Annotated in this window: 17 protein-coding genes and 1 tRNA gene; 10 read left to right on the top strand and 8 right to left on the bottom strand. The window is 63.4% G+C overall.

The features are described from left to right. Positions 1-18 precede the first annotated feature (18 nt). On the top strand, positions 19-1,599 hold the full coding sequence (locus RI518_RS03415; protein ID WP_310689351.1) for an NAD(P)/FAD-dependent oxidoreductase: 1,581 nt from the start codon (positions 19-21) through the stop codon (positions 1,597-1,599). Between the two features lie 37 nt (positions 1,600-1,636). Here RI518_RS03415 and RI518_RS03410 read toward each other — a convergent pair whose 3' ends face one another. Continuing rightward, on the bottom strand, positions 1,637-1,972 hold the full coding sequence (locus RI518_RS03410) for a hypothetical protein (RefSeq protein ID WP_310671281.1): 336 nt from the start codon (positions 1,970-1,972) through the stop codon (positions 1,637-1,639). Between the two features lie 156 nt (positions 1,973-2,128). Between RI518_RS03410 and RI518_RS03405 the strand changes: the two genes are divergently transcribed. Beyond that, complete coding sequence (locus tag RI518_RS03405) at positions 2,129-3,151, top strand: ATP-dependent 6-phosphofructokinase (RefSeq protein ID WP_310671282.1); 1,023 nt, start codon at positions 2,129-2,131, stop codon at positions 3,149-3,151. Between the two features lie 101 nt (positions 3,152-3,252). Here RI518_RS03405 and RI518_RS03400 read toward each other — a convergent pair whose 3' ends face one another. The 4 genes from RI518_RS03400 to RI518_RS03385 all read right to left on the bottom strand — a co-directional run bounded on the left by RI518_RS03400 (position 3,253) and on the right by RI518_RS03385 (position 6,249). Continuing rightward, positions 3,253-3,486 (bottom strand): hypothetical protein, encoded by a 234-nt coding sequence (locus RI518_RS03400; protein ID WP_310689349.1) that lies wholly within the window; start codon positions 3,484-3,486, stop codon positions 3,253-3,255. After that, positions 3,476-3,919: a phage holin family protein gene (locus RI518_RS03395; protein ID WP_310671284.1), complete on the bottom strand. Its 444-nt coding sequence runs from the start codon at positions 3,917-3,919 to the stop codon at positions 3,476-3,478. The genes RI518_RS03400 and RI518_RS03395 overlap by 11 nt, the downstream gene beginning before the upstream one ends. Continuing rightward, positions 3,920-4,183, bottom strand: a complete 264-nt coding sequence (locus RI518_RS03390) for a hypothetical protein (RefSeq protein WP_310671285.1) — start codon at positions 4,181-4,183, stop codon at positions 3,920-3,922. A gap of 77 nt (positions 4,184-4,260) precedes the next feature. Further along, complete coding sequence (locus RI518_RS03385; RefSeq protein ID WP_310689348.1) at positions 4,261-6,249, bottom strand: M13-type metalloendopeptidase; 1,989 nt, start codon at positions 6,247-6,249, stop codon at positions 4,261-4,263. 124 nt (positions 6,250-6,373) lie between these two features. On the opposite strand from RI518_RS03385, the gene RI518_RS03380 reads away from it, so the two are divergent. The 5 genes from RI518_RS03380 to RI518_RS03360 are packed head-to-tail and all read left to right on the top strand — an operon-like array spanning position 6,374 to position 10,937. Then, positions 6,374-7,708 (top strand): MATE family efflux transporter, encoded by a 1,335-nt coding sequence (locus RI518_RS03380; RefSeq protein WP_310689347.1) that lies wholly within the window; start codon positions 6,374-6,376, stop codon positions 7,706-7,708. Then, entirely contained in the window at positions 7,695-8,894 is a 1,200-nt protein-coding gene (locus tag RI518_RS03375) for an MFS transporter (protein ID WP_310671288.1), read from the top strand. The genes RI518_RS03380 and RI518_RS03375 overlap by 14 nt, the downstream gene beginning before the upstream one ends. A gap of 10 nt (positions 8,895-8,904) precedes the next feature. After that, on the top strand, positions 8,905-9,600 hold the full coding sequence (nucS, locus tag RI518_RS03370; protein ID WP_310689346.1) for an endonuclease NucS: 696 nt from the start codon (positions 8,905-8,907) through the stop codon (positions 9,598-9,600). A 36-nt stretch (positions 9,601-9,636) separates the two neighbouring features. Continuing rightward, on the top strand, positions 9,637-10,317 hold the full coding sequence (locus tag RI518_RS03365; protein ID WP_310671290.1) for an HAD hydrolase-like protein: 681 nt from the start codon (positions 9,637-9,639) through the stop codon (positions 10,315-10,317). 38 nt (positions 10,318-10,355) lie between these two features. Next, a complete protein-coding gene (locus tag RI518_RS03360; protein WP_310689345.1) occupies positions 10,356-10,937 on the top strand; it encodes a hypothetical protein in 582 nt (193 codons plus the stop codon). Here the strand turns inward: RI518_RS03360 and RI518_RS03355 are convergent. Together RI518_RS03355 and RI518_RS03350 are read right to left on the bottom strand one after the other, a co-directional pair. After that, positions 10,885-13,134 (bottom strand): heavy metal translocating P-type ATPase, encoded by a 2,250-nt coding sequence (locus tag RI518_RS03355; protein WP_310671293.1) that lies wholly within the window; start codon positions 13,132-13,134, stop codon positions 10,885-10,887. The genes RI518_RS03360 and RI518_RS03355 overlap by 53 nt on opposite strands. Next, positions 13,131-13,361, bottom strand: coding sequence for a heavy-metal-associated domain-containing protein (locus RI518_RS03350; protein ID WP_310671294.1), 231 nt, complete (start codon positions 13,359-13,361; stop codon positions 13,131-13,133). The genes RI518_RS03355 and RI518_RS03350 overlap by 4 nt, the downstream gene beginning before the upstream one ends. Before the next feature lie 248 nt (positions 13,362-13,609). Between RI518_RS03350 and RI518_RS03345 the strand changes: the two genes are divergently transcribed. Next, positions 13,610-15,220: a succinic semialdehyde dehydrogenase gene (locus RI518_RS03345; RefSeq protein ID WP_310689344.1), complete on the top strand. Its 1,611-nt coding sequence runs from the start codon at positions 13,610-13,612 to the stop codon at positions 15,218-15,220. A 137-nt stretch (positions 15,221-15,357) separates the two neighbouring features. On the opposite strand, the gene RI518_RS03340 is transcribed toward RI518_RS03345, so the two are convergent. Next, positions 15,358-15,441, bottom strand: a tRNA-Leu gene (locus RI518_RS03340). A 154-nt stretch (positions 15,442-15,595) separates the two neighbouring features. Here RI518_RS03340 and RI518_RS03335 point away from each other — a divergent pair. Both RI518_RS03335 and RI518_RS03330 read left to right on the top strand, forming a co-directional pair. Beyond that, a complete protein-coding gene (locus tag RI518_RS03335) occupies positions 15,596-16,321 on the top strand; it encodes a DUF3662 and FHA domain-containing protein (RefSeq protein WP_310689343.1) in 726 nt (241 codons plus the stop codon). Further along, positions 16,318-16,806, top strand: coding sequence for an FHA domain-containing protein (locus RI518_RS03330; protein ID WP_310671297.1), 489 nt, complete (start codon positions 16,318-16,320; stop codon positions 16,804-16,806). Before RI518_RS03335 ends, RI518_RS03330 begins: the two co-directional genes overlap by 4 nt. Positions 16,807-16,808: the final 2 nt, after the last annotated feature.

Here is a 16,808-nt window from a genome sequence, read left to right as displayed (position 1 = left end):
TGCTCGTACACTGTGGGGATGCCAGAACCTCTCCCCTCTTCGGCCGATGTGGTCGTAGTGGGCGGGGGTCACAACGGCCTCGCGGCAGCGGCCTACCTTGCCCAAGCCGGCTACGACGTCGTCGTTCTCGAGCGCGGATCGGTCGTCGGCGGAGCGGCCATTTCGGCCCAAGCATTTGACGGGGTCGACGCGCAACTATCGCGCTATTCGTATTTGGTGAGCCTGATGCCCGAGCGCATCCGCTCAGATCTCGCGCTGCCCATCCAGCTCATTCGCCGGCGCTACTCGTCGTACACCCCGGTTCCGGGAGAGACGACGGGCCTACTCATCGACGCAGAGGACGCCCAGCGCACGAAGGCATCGTTCGACGAGATCGGCGCCAGTTCGGACTATGACCGCTGGGTCGAGTTTTATCGGGATACGGAGATTCTCGCCCAGACGCTGTTTCCCACCATGACCGATCCTCTGCTGCGCGAATCGGAAGTGAAGTCGCTGCTGGAGACGCGCGGCCCGGGTCGGAGGCTGTGGGAGCGCTTTTTTGACACCCCTATTCGCCGGCTGGTCCATGAGACCTTCGAGCACGACATTGTGCGCGGCGTGGTCCTCACCGATGCGCTCATTGGGACATTTCCCGATTCAGACGATGACGCCTCGCTGGGAGCCTGTTTTCTCTACCACGTCATTGGTGGCGGCACGGGTGACTGGGATGTCCCCGTGGGTGGAATGGGAGCTGTCAGTGGAAGCCTGGAGCGTGCCGCGCGAAATGCCGGCGCGAAGATTGTGACCGATGCTGTGGTGAGCGCCATCACCGACGAACCCGCGGTGGAGTTCGACCACGGGGGCTCTTCGCACCGAATGGCCTCGCGACTGGTGGTCTCTGGGATCTCTCGCGACGACACCTGGCGACTCGCCGGTGTGGCGCCTCGTGCGTCGACGATCGAGGGCGCTCAGGTCAAAGTGAACCTTCTGCTGGCCAGACTGCCCCGGCTGAACAACCCCGATGTGAGCGCCGAAGAAGCTTTTGGGGGGACCTTTCACATCAACGAATCCGGCAGTCAGTTGGACGAGACCATCGCCCAGGCCCAGGCGGGAGAAATTCCCGAGCCGATCCCCTGTGAGGTGTATTGCCATTCGCTGAGCGACCGCAGCATCCTCGGCGAGGGCCTTCGGGAGAGTACGGCTCAGACCCTGACCGTCTTTGCCCTCAACGTGCCCCACCGGCTCATTGCCGAGAGTGATCCCGACTCGATCCGCGAGGAACTCCAGGAGCGCGTCCTTCGCTCACTGCAGAGTGTGCTGGCGGAGCCGCTCGAAGACTGCCTTCTTCGAGACGCCAACGGCCAGCTGTGTATCGAGACGAAGACGACGCTCGATCTGGAAAAAACACTGGGCCTGCCGGGGGGAAATATTTTTCACGAGCCACTCGGCTGGCCGTTTGTCCCCGATAGTGCCCCGCTGGATTCGCCCGCTGAGCGCTGGGGCGTGGACTCGGGCAGTGCCCACATCCTCCTCGCGGGCTCGAGTGCCCGGCGAGGAGGCGGAGTCAGCGCCATTGGTGGGCACAATGCCGCGATGGCGGCATTAGAACTTTTGGCCTGACCGACACCACAATGGCCGTCAGGCCGTCAGTTGGCGGTTAAAAGTCGTCCATGTCGAAGCCGTTCATTCCCAAGCCACCGAGTTCGCCACCGAGGCTCACGATCAGGGCCGTCCAGCCGACAATGGCCAACACGATGAGCACCAGCAGTGTCGCACTGACCGCGACGGCGACCTTGGCGGGGACGTTTGATCGTCCCACTTTGTTCGACCAGACCCAGGCAATGATTCCCATAATCAGGGCCGGAATTTGGGAGAAGAAGGAGAGGACGAGGGCGACAACACCGAGTGTCCTCCCGGGGTATTCGGCCCACTCCTCGGTACTGGGCGAGGAGGTGTGGTCGAGTTCTGCCTCACCATTGGTCTGTTCAGCCATCATGTTTCCCTTCACACACTGTTTGCCGGCGCGGGTTTACGCGGCGATACGCCCACGCTAACGGCCGCGTCAATGGGTGGACTGTGAGCACTCTGGTGGGTTCCTATGAAGTTTCTATGTTCACGGCTTTTCGCCCGGTGGCCCAAGATAGAGGGTATGCGCTTTGGAATTCTCACCAGCGGGGGCGACGCCCCCGGGTTAAACGCCGTCATCCGCGGAGCAGTGCTCGCCGGGGAGCGGACCGCCGGACACACGTTTGTGGGCTTTCGAAACGGCTGGCAGGGAGTGATCGAAGACGACACGATGCCGCTCAGTCGCCATCAGGTCAAGGGTATTAACAAACTCGGCGGAACCATCATCGGCACCAGCCGGACCAACCCCTACGACGGCGGAGGCGCCGCCCGGGTCACAGAAGTTCTCGCCAAAAACGACGTCGACGCCCTGATCGTTGTCGGCGGTGAAGGCAGCCTCGCCGGTGCACAAGAGCTCTACACGGACGGCCTGCCGATTATTGGGGTTCCAAAAACAATCGACAACGACCTGGGCGGCACCGACTACACCTTCGGCTTCGACACCGCAGTGGGTATCGCGACCGAAGCGATGGATCGGCTGCGCACCACCGGTGAGTCCCACTCTCGCTGCATGGTCGCCGAAGTGATGGGTCGCCACGTGGGTTGGATTGCCCTGCATTCGGGACTGGCTGTCGGAGCCCACCTCATCCTCATTCCCGAGCGCAAAACCTCGTTGGACGAAATCACCCACTTCGTCAAAAGCGCGTATGAGCGCGGACGGGCACCGCTCGTGGTCGTGGCCGAGGGTTTCCAGTTGGCCTCGATGGACACGGTTCACTCAGAGTTGGGCGTCGATGAAGCCGGCCGGCCGCGCTTGGGCGGAATTGGCACGCTGCTGGCTCCACTGATCGACGAGGCGACGGGAATTGAAACCCGGGCCACCACCCTCGGACACATCCAGCGCGGGGGAACCCCGAGTGCGTTTGATCGAGTACTGGCCACTCGCTTCGGGATGGCCGCCGTACACGCCGCCGAAGCCGGACAGTGGGGAAAAATGGTCTCCATGCGCGGAACCGACATCGTCGTCGTCGGCCTCGACGAGGCGGTGGGTTCACTCAAAGAAGTGCCACCAGAGCGCTACGACGAAGCCGCGCTCCTCTTCGGCTAGAGGGCCACAGGCCCACCCGGCCCCGCAGGGCAGAGTCGGGAATCAGCGTCCGGAGTGAGCGACCGGAGTGAGCGTCCGGAGTCAGTTGCGACCAGGCGTCATCAGTCGGCGTCGTCACTGATGAGCGCCCAGGTGACCAATCCAGCGACCGCCGCGAGTCCGACCGCTGCGCCGACCGCCCAGGCCACTGGGTGACGTGCGGCGGACTGCCGGGCCAGGCTGTAGCCCACCGAGGCCAGGTGTCCGGGGGCAAAGCGGCGCTCGAGGGTATCGAGGGACTCCCCGACGTGGTTTCTCGCCCGTTCGACCCGTCGCTGTTCGTGTTCAAGCGCCACGGCGAGACTTCCTCGACTTCGCGACTTTGTCGCCGCGAATTCGGGCGATGTCCTCGCGGACACTCGCGATTGTGCGCTCCGGCACCGGCGCTTTCGTGCGAGACAGCAGCGCCGCACCAATGGCCAACATCACGAGCGCCAGGACCAGCACGGCGCCCGCCACAATCAACACGGCCGCCCACGCCGGAACGACGAGGCTCAGCGCGAGAATGCCCGCCACCGCGAGCAGGGTGAGCACGACGCTCAGTAGCGAAATCGCCACCGCGATGAGACCCAGTCCAATGCCGGTTCCCTTGAGCTTGTAGAGGAGCTCGGCTTTCAGCAGGTCAATTTCGGCCCGAATGAGCTGAGCCAGCAGGTGCGGCAACTCCGTAATCAGCGCGAAGACTGAACGCTTCGACTCCCGGGAGGAATCCTGCTGGTGATCCGACACTTATTCTCCTGCGCCAGGTTTTTTCGGTCGACGCTCGCGCACCTGGTCGGCGAGTTTGCGCGTGGTCACCTCGACGCGCTCAACGACCTCCGGCGCGGCACCGCGGACGTAATCTTCAGCGCGCTGAACCTGGGTTCGCACCTGAGGGTTCGTCCAGAGCTTTTCCGCGCTGGCACGCAGCTGTTCGTAGCGCTCTCGTCCAGCGCGGGTGCCCAGGACATAGCCCAGTCCGAGCCCCACGAGGAACATCACTTTTGACTTCACAACACCACTTCCTTTTTTTGTATTCCCCAGACGGCATAAATACCGTCCGGCCCCAGGTTAACCCGAAAACGTTGGGTTCACCAGATGGTGACCCGCTTTTCGGGCTCCAACCAGAGCGGGCTGTCTGGACCCAGGTCGAACGCCTCGTAAAACTCGTCGAGGTTGCGCACGATTTGATTACACCGAAACTCTGCCGGCGAATGCGGGTCGATCTGGAGGAGCCTTTTTGCTTCCTCGTCCCGGGCGGCCAACCGCCACGACTGCGCCCAGGCAATGAAGAAACGCCTCGCCGCGCTCACGCCATCCACCACCGGCGGCGACTGCCCATCCAGCGACAACAGGTAGGCCTTCCAGGCAATGCCCAGACCCCCCAGGTCGCCGATGTTCTCGCCCAGGGTGAGCTCGCCGTTGACCCGGTGGCCCGGCAACTGGCGCGGCTCCAGCAGCGAATACTGCTCCACCAAGTCTCTGGTGAGCGAGTCGAAGCGCTCCCGATCTTCCGGTGTCCACCAGTCCGCCAGTCGGCCCTGACCGTCAAAGCGCGAGCCTTGATCGTCAAAGCCGTGACCGATTTCGTGGCCAATGACAGCGCCGATCGCGCCGTAATTGGCGGCGGCATCCCGCTCGGGATCAAAAAACGGATACTGCAGGATGGCGGCGGGAAAGACGATTTCGTTAAAGCCCGGGTTGTAGTAGGCATTCACCGTCTGGGGGGTCATGAACCATTCATCTCGGTCTAACGGGCGGCCCAGTTTGCCAAGCTCCCGCTGAAACTCGAATTCGGCGCTCGCCTCCAGGTTCCCAATCAGGTCATCGGCGGCAATGTGCAGTGCGGAATAGTCCCGCCACTTCTCCGGGTAACCGACCTTCGGGTTAAACGTCTCGAGCTTTTCCAGCGCCCGAGCTTTGGTGCCATCGGACATCCACTCCAAGTCGGTGATGCTCTGGCGGTAGGCCTCCATCAGGTAACCCACGAGCTCATCCATCTGGGCTTTCGCCTCGGGCGGGAAGTGTTTTTCGACGTAGAGCTTGCCGACCGCTTCACCCAACACCGATTCGACAAATCCCACACCGCGCTTCCAGCGCGCACGAAGCTCCGGCGTTCCACTGAGTGTCCGACCAAAGAACGCGAAGTGCGCGTCGACCAGATCCGCACTGAGGTAACCAGACAGCGAGCGAATCACCTGCCAGGACATCCAGTCGGCGAGGGCATCCGCGTCCAACTCCTGCCATAACTGCGGCCAGGCCTGAACGGCTGAGGGCTGTCGAAGCACCACTTCGTCGACCACCGAGGCCTCCACACCCAGCGTGCGAAGCCACGAATCGAGGTCAAAACCGGCGGTCATCGACCGCCACGAGTCCAAGCTCGTGAGGTTGTAAGTCGCCACAGCGTCCCGGCAGCGCACCTGATCCCAGTGGGTCGAGGCGATCCGGGTTTCGACATCCATCACACGCCCGGCAAACCGTGTGGGCTCTGCAAGCCCCAGGATGCCCGCAACACTCTCGAGGTGCGACACAAACGCCTCGCGCAGTGGGCCGAACTGCTCTTCGCGGTAGTAGGACTCATCGGGCAGGGTGATTCCCCCCTGTTCGACAAAAGCGATGTAGCGCTCGGGGTTTCCGGGATCGTTATCGATAAACATCTGCCACAGCCCCCCGACACCTCGGCGTTCGTGCTGGGCCATCACGCGAATGAGTTCCGCTTTATCGCCGCGAGCGCGGTCGATGGTCTGCAGTCGCTCGTGTATCGGTTGATGCCCCCTGGCCTCCACCGCCTCTTCGTCCATAAAACTCGTGTAGGCGTCGCCGACGGCACGCTCGAGGGTGCCCTCGGGTGCGCTCTGAGCCTGCTCGATGATGGCGCGGACGTTGCGCTCGGCCCGTTCCGCCAAAATGCTAAACGCCCCGTACATCGACTTGTCCGCCGGAATGGGGTGGGCCTCGAGCCAGCGTTCGTTGACGTGTCGAAACAGATCCTCGCCGGGGCCGATCTCCGGGTGTAATCCGGCGAGTTCGAGACCACTGGCCTCCGAAACACTAAACGGGGAAGAAGACTGGGTATTCACCCCGCACAGCTTACGTCCCACGCCTTGTAGGCCGCTGGGCCAACGAGCATCACCGTGCACCAGAACACACCGGGGGCGAGTCGGCGTGCCCGGTGTCTATCGCTGGTCCCGGTAGCGTGGGTCGGTGCCCTCACGCCCCCTCGACCGCAGAATTTTTGCGCTGGCCTGGCCCGCGCTCGGTGCGCTCATTGCCGAGCCGCTTTTTTTGCTCACCGATACCGCCATGGTCGGACATTTGGGTGGTGAGGCGCTCGCCTCTTTGGGTCTCGCCGGAATCATTTTGCAGACACTGGTGGGTCTCCTGATTTTTCTCGCCTACGCGACCACCCCGTTCGTGGCGAGGCGTTTGGGCGCCGGCGATGAACAGGGGGCACTCGCTGCGGGTGTCGACGGTGTGTGGCTCGCCGTCGTCCTCGGGGTCGTCGTCGCAACAGTCGGTCTGCTCTCTGGACCCACACTCGTGTCCTGGTTTGGCGCAGACGCCATGGTCAGCCAGGGCGCCACGGATTACCTCGGCATTTCGTGGTGGGGTTTGCCCGGCATGTTGGTCGTGCTGGCGGCGACCGGTGTCCTGCGGGGGTTACAAGACACCCTCACCCCGCTGATGGTGGCCCTCGTCGGCTTCAGCGCCAATGCCGCCCTGAACGCCGTCCTCATTTACGGCCTCGGCCTCGGCTTGATCGGCTCGGCCTGGGGCACGGTCATCGCGCAATGGGCGATGGCGCTGTGGCTCACGGGTGTCGTCATCTCCCGAGCACACCGCGTCGGGGCGAGCCTTCGACCGGGTAGCGCCGGGGTGCTCCGAGCCGCGCAACTGGGCGGGTGGTTATTTATTCGCACGATGAGCCTGCGGGTAGCCTTCGTCGGCGCGACCGTGGTCGCTACGGGGCTCGGAACAGACCAACTCGCCGCGTGGCACGTGGCCTTCACCGTCTTTACCCTGATCGCCCTGGCGTTGGATTCTCTGGCGATCGCCTCCCAAGCGCTCGTCGGCCACCAACTGGGCGCGGGTGATCCGGTCTCGACCCGGCAGGTGGTGTCTCGAACGACCTGGTGGGGTCTGTGGGGCGGCGTCGCACTCGGGGTTCTTCTGGCCGCAAGCGCCCCCGTGCTGCCGCTGATTGTGACCTCCGATTCCACCGTCCAGGCCCTCCTGGTTCCCACCCTGCTCGTGCTCGCACTGGCGATGCCGCTCGGGGGTTACGTGTTTGTCCTCGACGGGGTGTTGATGGGAGCCGGTGACGGCCGCTACCTGGCGATCACCGGGGTGTTAAACGCCCTGGTCGTTCTTCCCCTGTTTGGCCTCACCCTCTCCATCGCCGACCTCGCAAGCCCCGCGTGGGTCGGTTTGGCGGCCCTCCAAGCCAGTGTGGGTATTGGCTATTTGGGGGCCAGAGCGCTCACCCTCGGACTGCGTGTGCGAGGCGATCGTTGGATGGTCTCGGGTGAGCGCGCGTAGGCCGCCGAGCCTCGCCCTCCGCCGCCGACGGCTGGGGGTGTATTGGATTTTCGCCATCAACGGCATCGCCTTTGCCACCTGGATGGCCAGAGTCCCGGGGCTTCGAGACAACCTCGCAATCAGCACCGCCGAAGTGGGACTGTTCCTCTTGGGTGGCGCGGTGGGCGCGTTGAGCGGACTGGCGCTGTCCTCGCACATCATCGCGTGGCTCGGCAGTAGGCGGACAATTGCCTGGTTCGCCCTGCTGTCCCTGGTCGCAATCGGCGGGGTGGGAGTACTCAGTGCAATCTGGCCCTCACTCGCGCTCGCCATGGCCGCGATGTTCGTCTTCGGGGTAGGAGCGAGCGTCACCGACGTGGCAATGAACGTGGAGGGGGCCGAAGTCGAGCGAGACCTCGAGCGAAACATCATGCCGTGGTTTCACGCCCTGTTTTCCTTGGGGACCGCGGTCGGCGGCGGGCTGGCCGCCGTCGCCAGCTCGCTATCGATTGGAGTGGAATACCACTTCGTGGCGGTCGCCCTGGTCCTCGTGGGACCCGTGATGTACAGCGTGCGCCTCATGGGCCACACCAATTCGGGGGCAGACACCGAAGACACTGACCCCGACCAGAGGGGGCTAAAAAGTCGCCTCTCGGTCTGGGCCGAAGGGCGGACCCTTCTCATCGGTGTGGTCGCCCTCAGCATGGCATTTGCCGAAGGCTCCGCCAACGACTGGCTGGCGTTAGCGATGGTCGATGATCGCGGTTACACCAACGCGGAGGGCGCGCTGTGGTTTGTGCTCTTCACCGGCTCGATGACGCTGGGCCGATTTTTGGGTGTTCCACTGCTCGATCGCTTTGGCCGAGTGCCCATTTTGGCCGGAAGCGGCCTCGCGGCACTGCTGGGTTTAGCCACGGTGATCACTCTCGATGGCCTCGTGGTGGGAGTAATGGCCACCATCGCCTGGGGGGTGGGTAGTGCGCTCGGGTTCCCCGTCGCAATGTCCGCGGCGGCCGATGACCCACAACGCGGTGCCGCCCGGGTGAGTGCGGTGGCGACCATCGCCTACGGCGCCTTTTTGGTCGGTCCGCCACTGATCGGTGGTCTCGCCGAAGCCACTGGAATCCTCACTGCGTTGTGGGTGGTCGCCGCCGTCATCGCCTTGGGCCTCCTGGCGACACCGGCAACACGGAAGCCCAGCGCCTAAACTCAGGCAGGTGAGAGTGCTCGTCGCCACCTGCAGTGTGGATTACGCCGGTCGGCTCCACGCCCACCTCCCGCTCGCCACCAGGCTCATCATCGCCAAAAAAGACGGCAGTGTGCTCATCCACTCCGATGGCGGCAGTTATAAACCGCTCAATTGGATGGCACCACCCTGTGACGTGAGTGTCATCACCCCCGATGCGGATCAGCTGGCTGCCGGGGTGAGCGAAGTGTGGCGGGTGACCCACCAGAAAACGGCAGACCTACTGATCCTCAGCATTCACGCCATCCACACCGAAGTGGAACACGACTTGGGTGAGGATCCGGGCCTGGTCAAACAGGGGGTTGAGGCGGACCTGCAGCGCCTGGTCGCACAACAGTTGGAGGTCATCGGTCAGGGCCTGGAGCTCGTGCGGCGAGAGTTTCCGACCGCGATTGGACCCGTCGACGTGCTCGCTCGGGCGCCAGAGGGGGGAACGGTCGCGATTGAAATCAAACGTCGCGGCGATATCGACGGGGTGGAACAGCTGACGCGCTATCTGGAACTGCTCCGACGAGACCCCCACCTGCGTCCCGTCCGGGGCGTCTTTGCCGCCCAAGAAATCAGCCCGCAAGCCAAAACCCTCGCCGCCGACCGCGACATCGACTGCGTGGTGTTGGACTACCAGGCCCTACAGGAGACCGACATTCCCGAAAACCGGCTGTTCTAGCCGGAGTCCACAGCGGCGACTGGGTACGCTCAATCTGTGAGTGACTACGACACCATCCTGTTAGACCTCGATGGCACCCTGATCGATAGCGCTCCGGGCATCACCCAATCGATTGCCCACACGCTGCGCACCATGGGTCGACCCGTGCCGCCCATGTCAGAGCTCCTGCACTGGGTCGGACCCCCACTCCCGCAATCTTTTTCCCGCCTGGCCGGACTCGATCCGCGTGGCGTCGACGAAGCCATCGAGATTTATCGACAGCAGTACCTGAACGTTGGTGCCTACGATTCAAGACTCTTTGACGGCACCGGTGCGCTGCTTCGCGACCTCAAAGATCAGGGCCGCCACCTGGCACTCGCGACATCAAAACCCTGGACCCCCGCGGTGTTGATGCTCGAGCACTTCACCCTCGTTCCCTTCTTTGACGTGATCGCCACCGCAGCTGACGATGAAAGCCGCGGGGCGAAACACGAGGTGATTGAAGATGCCCTCGCCGGGCTTCGCGAAAAAGGACTGCCGACCGACTCCATGGTGATGGTCGGCGATCGAATCCACGACGTGGAGGGAGCGCGCAGCCACGGGATGGATACGGCGATCGTGCAGTGGGGGTATGGCACCCCAGAAGAGTGGGATACCGCTCGCCACCAGATTTCTACGCCGCGCCAACTGCGCCAATTGCTCGGTTTGCCCGCGCAGTTCGAACACACAGTCGGGTGATGAAGCCCCCCTCCAGGCCCGCCAACTAGCATCGGGCCATGCCACCCAACTGGGACGACCTGGACGATCTTCCCCTTCGGTTTGTCGTGCCCGAGGGGTGGCGCACTCCCGCGCCGCAGTGGATCTCGCTCCACCAGGGATTCATGCCGCCGCCCGACTGGCAGCCCTACCCTGACGCGCCGGCTATTCCCGAGAACTGGCCGTGGTGGGAAGAAAACGGCTCCTCCTGGTACACCTTCTTTCGCTACCACGCACCGCCGCCCAGCCGGGAGCTCGGCTGGTGGTTTGCCCTCGGGGCGGCCGGGCTCTTCACCCTCACGGTCTCCCCTTTTGCCCTCGGCTTTCCCACCGCGTTCATCCCCGGGGGTCTGGCCCTCGTGGCCCTGGTCCTGGGGCTTCGAGGAATTGTGAACACCCTGCGAAAGAGCACCCACTGGGTGGGCAACGATCCGATGGATCGGGTGCGCAGGTGGTCGGATGAGAGGCGAGAGGCTTTTTTTGACCGCGCCTACGACCGGCACCGACGCACCAGCAGCGATGAGCAACCCCGGCCCGAATTTGAGGCGGCTATGCAGCGGCGGTGGTGGCGCGAAACCTCCGCAAGCGAAGAGAGTTCGTGACCACAAACACCGACGAGAACGCCATTGCTGCACCGGCGATGAGGGGGTTTAATACCCCTCCCACAGCCAACGGGATCGCGACGACGTTGTAGGCAAAGGCCCAAAACAGGTTCCCCCGAATGGTCCCCAGTGTTTTACTCGCCAGGGCCAGCGCGGTCGGCACCTGTTCGATATCACCCCGGGTGATGGTGATATCCCCGGCCGACATCGCTTGGTCGGTTCCACTCCCCAGTGCGATTCCCACATTCGCCGTCGCGAGCGCGGGGGCATCGTTGATGCCATCGCCGACCATGGCGACCCGGTGCCCTTCGTCTTGCAGGGCGGTGACCGCCTGCACTTTCCCCTCCGGACTCACCCCCGCGATGACGCGGTCAATTCCTAGCTGACCGGCGACGTGCTCGGCCGGCCCCTGGCTATCGCCGGTGAGCAAGACCACCTGCAGGCCCCGGTTGTGAAGCGCGGTAATAGTCGCCTGGGCCTGCACTTTGGGCTCATCGGAGAGGTAGACCCCACCCCAGAGTTCGCCGTCGACGGCCAGCCACACGGCGGTGTAGGCATCGAGGCGCTCGTCGTAAAAAGCCTCCGCGAGCTCGTCGGGAACGACCAGCTCTCCTGCGGCTAACCACGATGAGCGTCCCACCTGGACGCTGTGGCCATCAATGGTGCCACTCACCCCGAAGCCCGCGTCCGCAGCGGCCTGTTCGACCGACACCACGGTGGCCGCAGGCGCGTGGGCGACGAGGGCCTGGGCGATGGGGTGGCTGGAGGTCGACTCCACACTCACGAGATACGACCAAAAGTCGTCGCGTCGCGCGTGCCAGACGACACTGTGGCTGACGCTCATCGAGCCGGTCGTGAGCGTTCCGGTTTTATCGAGAACCACCGTGTCGACGTGACGGCTCGCCTCCAAGGCTTCAGGCCCGGAGAGCAAGATGCCCAACTCCGCGCCGCGACCGGTTCCCGCGAGCAGCGCGGTCGGTGTCGCAAGCCCGAGCGCGCAGGGACAGGCGATAATCAGTGTCGCCACGGCGGCCCGGAACGCCCACTCCGCTGACGGGCCAAAAACCAACCAGCCGATCAGGGTGAGGATGGATAAGACAATGACGATGGGAACAAACACGCCAGAGATTTGATCGGCCAAGCGCTGGGCGCGCGCTTTACCGTTTTGCGCCCGCTCCACAATCGTCGCCATTCGAGCCAGGTGTGTATCCGCACCCACCCGGGTGGCCTCCATCACTAAGCGCCCGTGCGCATTAATGGTGCCGCCGATGACACTCGCCCCGGGCTGCACTTCGACCGGCACGGACTCACCGGTGACCAAAGACTGGTCGACCGCGGACGAACCCTCGACAACGGTGCCGTCCGTGGGAATCCGGTCTCCTGGCCGCACCACACAGCGCGAGCCGACCGCGAGTTGATCGATCGGAACGACCGTCTCAATATCGATGCTTCCCTCGGGTCCGGGGACCTCGCGCAGGACCCTCGCTTCGGCCACCCCGGCTTCGAGCAGCGACGCCAACGCTTTACCGGCGTCTCGTTTGGCCCGGGTTTCCAGGTATCGGCCCAGCAGGATGAAGGTGGTCACCGCGGCGGCCACTTCTAAATAGATTTCGTTGCCGATTTGGTCCGGTGGGGCGAAAAGGTGCATCGACATGGTCATGCCGATTTCGCCCGCACCCCCGAGAATCAGGGCGTAGAGAGACCAGAAGCTCGCCGCGAGCACCCCAATCGACACCAGGGTGTCCATGGTCGCTTGGCCGTGTTTTGCGTTGACCCAGGCAGAGCGGTGAAATGGCCAGGCTCCCCAGGTGGCAACCGGCGCGGCCAGAGCCAAGACAACCCACTGCCAGCCGGGAAACTGCACCGGGGGCACCATGCTGAGGACGACAACGGGCAGGGTGAATATCGAGGAAATCAGCACCCGGCGGCGCAGCGCGGCGACCTTATCGGGCTTGGGTGGACTCTCTGCGCTGTGCGCACGCGCCTTGTAACCGGATTTTTCGACCTGTTCGACCAGGGCCGACACGTCGGGTTCACTCGCCCAGATAGTGGCTTTTTCGGTGGCGTAGTTGACCGTGGCGGTCACACCGGGGACGTTGTTGAGCCCTTTTTCGACCCGTTGCGCGCAGGACGCACAGGTCATGCCGTCAATATCTAATTGGATGGAGTGGCTGGAGTCTGGAGTAGTGAGACTCACGAGTTCTCCGTGACCGCCTCAAGGGTGTAGCCCTCGGTGGCGACCGCTTGAGCGACGTCTGCCAACAGGTCCCCGCCAGAGTGGGTGACCCGCACCGTCGAGCGACCCGTCGGGTCCAAATCGACGTCTACCGATTCGACACCACCCAGGGCCCCTACCGCGCCGGAGACACTACCCACGCAGTGATCACAGGTCATTCCCGATACTTCAACGACAAGGGTGCTCATAGTGTTCTCCTTTACCCCGTGATGACCTGCTGCGTCTCGCGCGTAAACGTGAGCGCAGCACTGACCGTGTCTTATTTTTCTATGTCTTATTGTGCCAACAGCGACCCCGCCCACAGTATTCCCGGCGGCGACTCGCAGCCACACAGAACAAGCCAGTGTCGCCTTTTGACTCCCACCCCTCATTTCCCTGGGTGTTAATTACCGTGGGCGTTGATGCCACTCACAGCCAGTCGTTCCACCATGGGGACATGTCCCAGACGATGACCCCCGCCCGTGATCAAGGGCCGGGAGAACCCCGGCCAGAAGAACCTGTCGAACCGGGCCGGCTGCTTTCGGGGGCGGTGGTCCTCGAATCTGTCCGATCCTCTCTGGTCTGCTCCAGTGACGACACCGTCGACGTGCGATCACCCCTCACCGGTGAGGTCTGGCTTTCGCTACCCCAATCGACCCCCGCGGACGTGCGGGAAGCGGCCGCGAGGGCGCGGGCCGCGCAGCGCGAGTGGGCAGCCCGTCCTCTGCACGAGCGCACCAGGGTCGCCAGGCGCCTTCACGCGCTGATTCTTGACCAGGCAGAAGACATTGCGGACATCATCGGGATGGAGACGGGGAAGGCCAGACGCAGCGCCATCGAAGAAGTCTCCGATGTGGCCATGACCGCGCTCTATTACGCGAAAAATGCCAAGCGCCACCTCGGTCCGCACCGACGAAAAGCCGGTTTTCCGCTCCTGACCCACACGGTGGAACAGTCTGTTCCCAAAGGCCTGGTGGGAATGATTACGCCGTGGAATTACCCGCTCACGATCCCCGTTTCCGACGCCATTGCCGCCCTGCTCGCGGGTAATGCCGTCGTGATTAAGCCCGACACCCAGACGACTCTCAGTGCACTGTGGGGAATCGAGCTCGCCGTGGAGGCGGGACTCCCCAGAGACCTTTTTCTCGCCGTGACGGGAAACCCCGCCGAGATTGGCGAGGCGCTCATTACCGAATCCGACTACGTCGCCTTCACCGGTTCAACGGCCACCGGCACGCTCGTGGCGACCGAGTGCGCCAAACGCCTGATCGGCTGCAGTGCGGAACTGGGCGGGAAAAATCCCATGATTGTCTTGCCCGACGCCCCGCTCGACCGGGCGGCGAACAGTATCGTCCAATCCGCGTTTTCTAACGCCGGCCAGCTGTGTATGAGTATCGAGCGCATTTACGTCCACCGCGACGTGTTCGACGACTTTCTCCACCGCGCCATGGAGACCATCAACTCCCTCACCCTGGGTGTGGGGCTCCACTACGAGTTTGACGTCGGTTCGCTCATCTCGCAGGAACAGCTGGAGCGCGTCCGCGCTCACCTCGACGACGCCGTAGACCGCGGGGCCACGGTGCACGTGGGCGGAAATCACCGTCCAGACATTGGCCCCTACGTGTTTGAGCCCACGCTGCTCACCGGTGTTGATGAGTCGATGGCGCTGTGCCGGGAGGAAACCTTCGGCCCCGTCATTGCCCTCTACCCGGTGGACTCGGATGCAGAAGCGGTGGCCCGGGCAAACGATTCCGACTACGGCTTAAACGCGAGCGTGTGGGGCCAAGTCTCAAGAGCTACTCCCGTCGCCCACCAGATCGAAGCCGGCAGTGTCAACATCAATGAAGGCTTCACCGCCACCTGGACTTCTCACGACGCCCCAATGGGCGGATTTAAACGCTCGGGACTTGGTCGTCGACACGGCCGCGAAGGCATCACCCGTTTCACCGAGTCTCGCACGGTGTCCACCCAGCGCCTGATGAATATCGACCGTCCGGAGACGATGAGCAATAGAGACTTTGCGAAGCTCATGATCCGAGGCCTCCGCCTGCTTCGACGCTTACCGTAATCCCCCTATCTCACCTTTAGTTCGACTAAAGGTGAGATAGGAGGCTTTACCTCCCACTTAGAGGCACACATAAACCACTAGGTGGGCCAAGAGGGGTGAGGCCTCAGAATAAGTATCCCGAAGGGTATGTTCACTTGTGCGCGAGGGGGGACTTGAACCCCCACGCCCTTGCGGGCACTGGCACCTGAAGCCAGCGCGTCTGCCAATTCCGCCACTCGCGCGTGAGGCCAACCGCCGTGGTTGACAGGCTGAGAGTAGCACAGGGCACCGGTGTCACACCGGGCCGGCCAACGGGCTCGCCACCGGTCCGACTCCCACAAATTGTTCCCCCCAGCGGGCTACCATCGAGGGCACACCACCGCGTCCGGAGGAATCATGGGTTTTCTCGACAGTTTTGAGCGCTCCGTTGAGCGCGCTGTCGGAGGGGCTTTTGCGAAAACGTTCAAGAGTGGGGTTCACCCGCTAGAAATTGCCTCCGCGCTGAAGCGCGAGATGGACTCCCAAGCGGTGATTGTGAACCCGCAGCGGATGCTGGTGCCCCGGGACTATTTCGTCTCCCTGTCTGAGGCCGACTATGAGCGACTCGACGCATTGGGAGCATCGCTTCGCGATGAACTCGCCACTGAACTCCACCACCACCAGGACCAGCAGGGCTACTACGCGACCGGTGCTCCCCGGGTGTCGTTGCGCATCGACCGCGCTCTCGGTGAGGGAATGGTCACCGCGAGCGCGGTGGTCTCCAAAGAACCCCTGGTGTGGATTCCCGTTCTCGACGTCGACGGTGTGCGCTACCCGCTCGTGAAGAGAAAAACCCTGGTGGGTCGGGGCAGTGAGGCCGATATTTCCCTGAATGCCCGCGGAGTCTCCCGCCTGCACTGCGAAATTCGCTGGAGTGGAAAAAGTGCCGAAGTGGTGGATTTGGGCTCCACCAATGGCACCGAGGTCGATGATGTGAAGGTCAGCCATCACCTGCTTCCCGACCGTTGCATCCTCGGGGTCGGCCAGGCGCGTATTGTGGTGGCAGTGGTTCCCCAGCTTCAAAAGGAATATCAAGGCCTCGTAGAGTCCGGGCGGGGCCCTCAGTCGGAGGATGCACCGTGAGTCAATTGACGCTCTTTGTCCTTCAACTGGCCTTCCTCGGTCTGCTGTGGGCGTTCATCTTCGCCATTGTCTACGCGCTGCGCACCGATCTCTTCGGACCGCCAATGCGCCGCAACGAACCGACCAGTCCTCAGCGTGTGCGCCAAGAGGCCCAACCGGACACCCAGCCCACTCCGACCACACCCAGCGGTGTCGCCACCAGCCTGGTGGTCACCTCGGGGCCCAAGGAGGGCCTCGAAATACCCCTCGATAAAGAAGAGCAGTTCACGATCGGCCGCTCGGCCGAATCGAGCCTCGTGATTCGGGATGATTTCACCTCCACCCACCACGCGCGCCTGATGCTGTGGAACGAGCAGTGGATGGTCCAAGACCTCGATTCCACAAACGGCACCCTGCTCTCGGGCAAACGGGTGAGCATTCCCACGCCAATTCCCCTGGATACGCCCATCCAGGTGGGCGAAACCACGTTCGAGCTGCGGCGGTAACC

Source organism: Pontimonas sp. (genome assembly GCF_031581085.1).
Taxonomy (GTDB): domain Bacteria; phylum Actinomycetota; class Actinomycetes; order Actinomycetales; family Microbacteriaceae; genus Pontimonas.
Note: the sequence above shows the minus strand (reverse complement) of the source record. Positions and strands in the feature narration are given on the sequence as shown.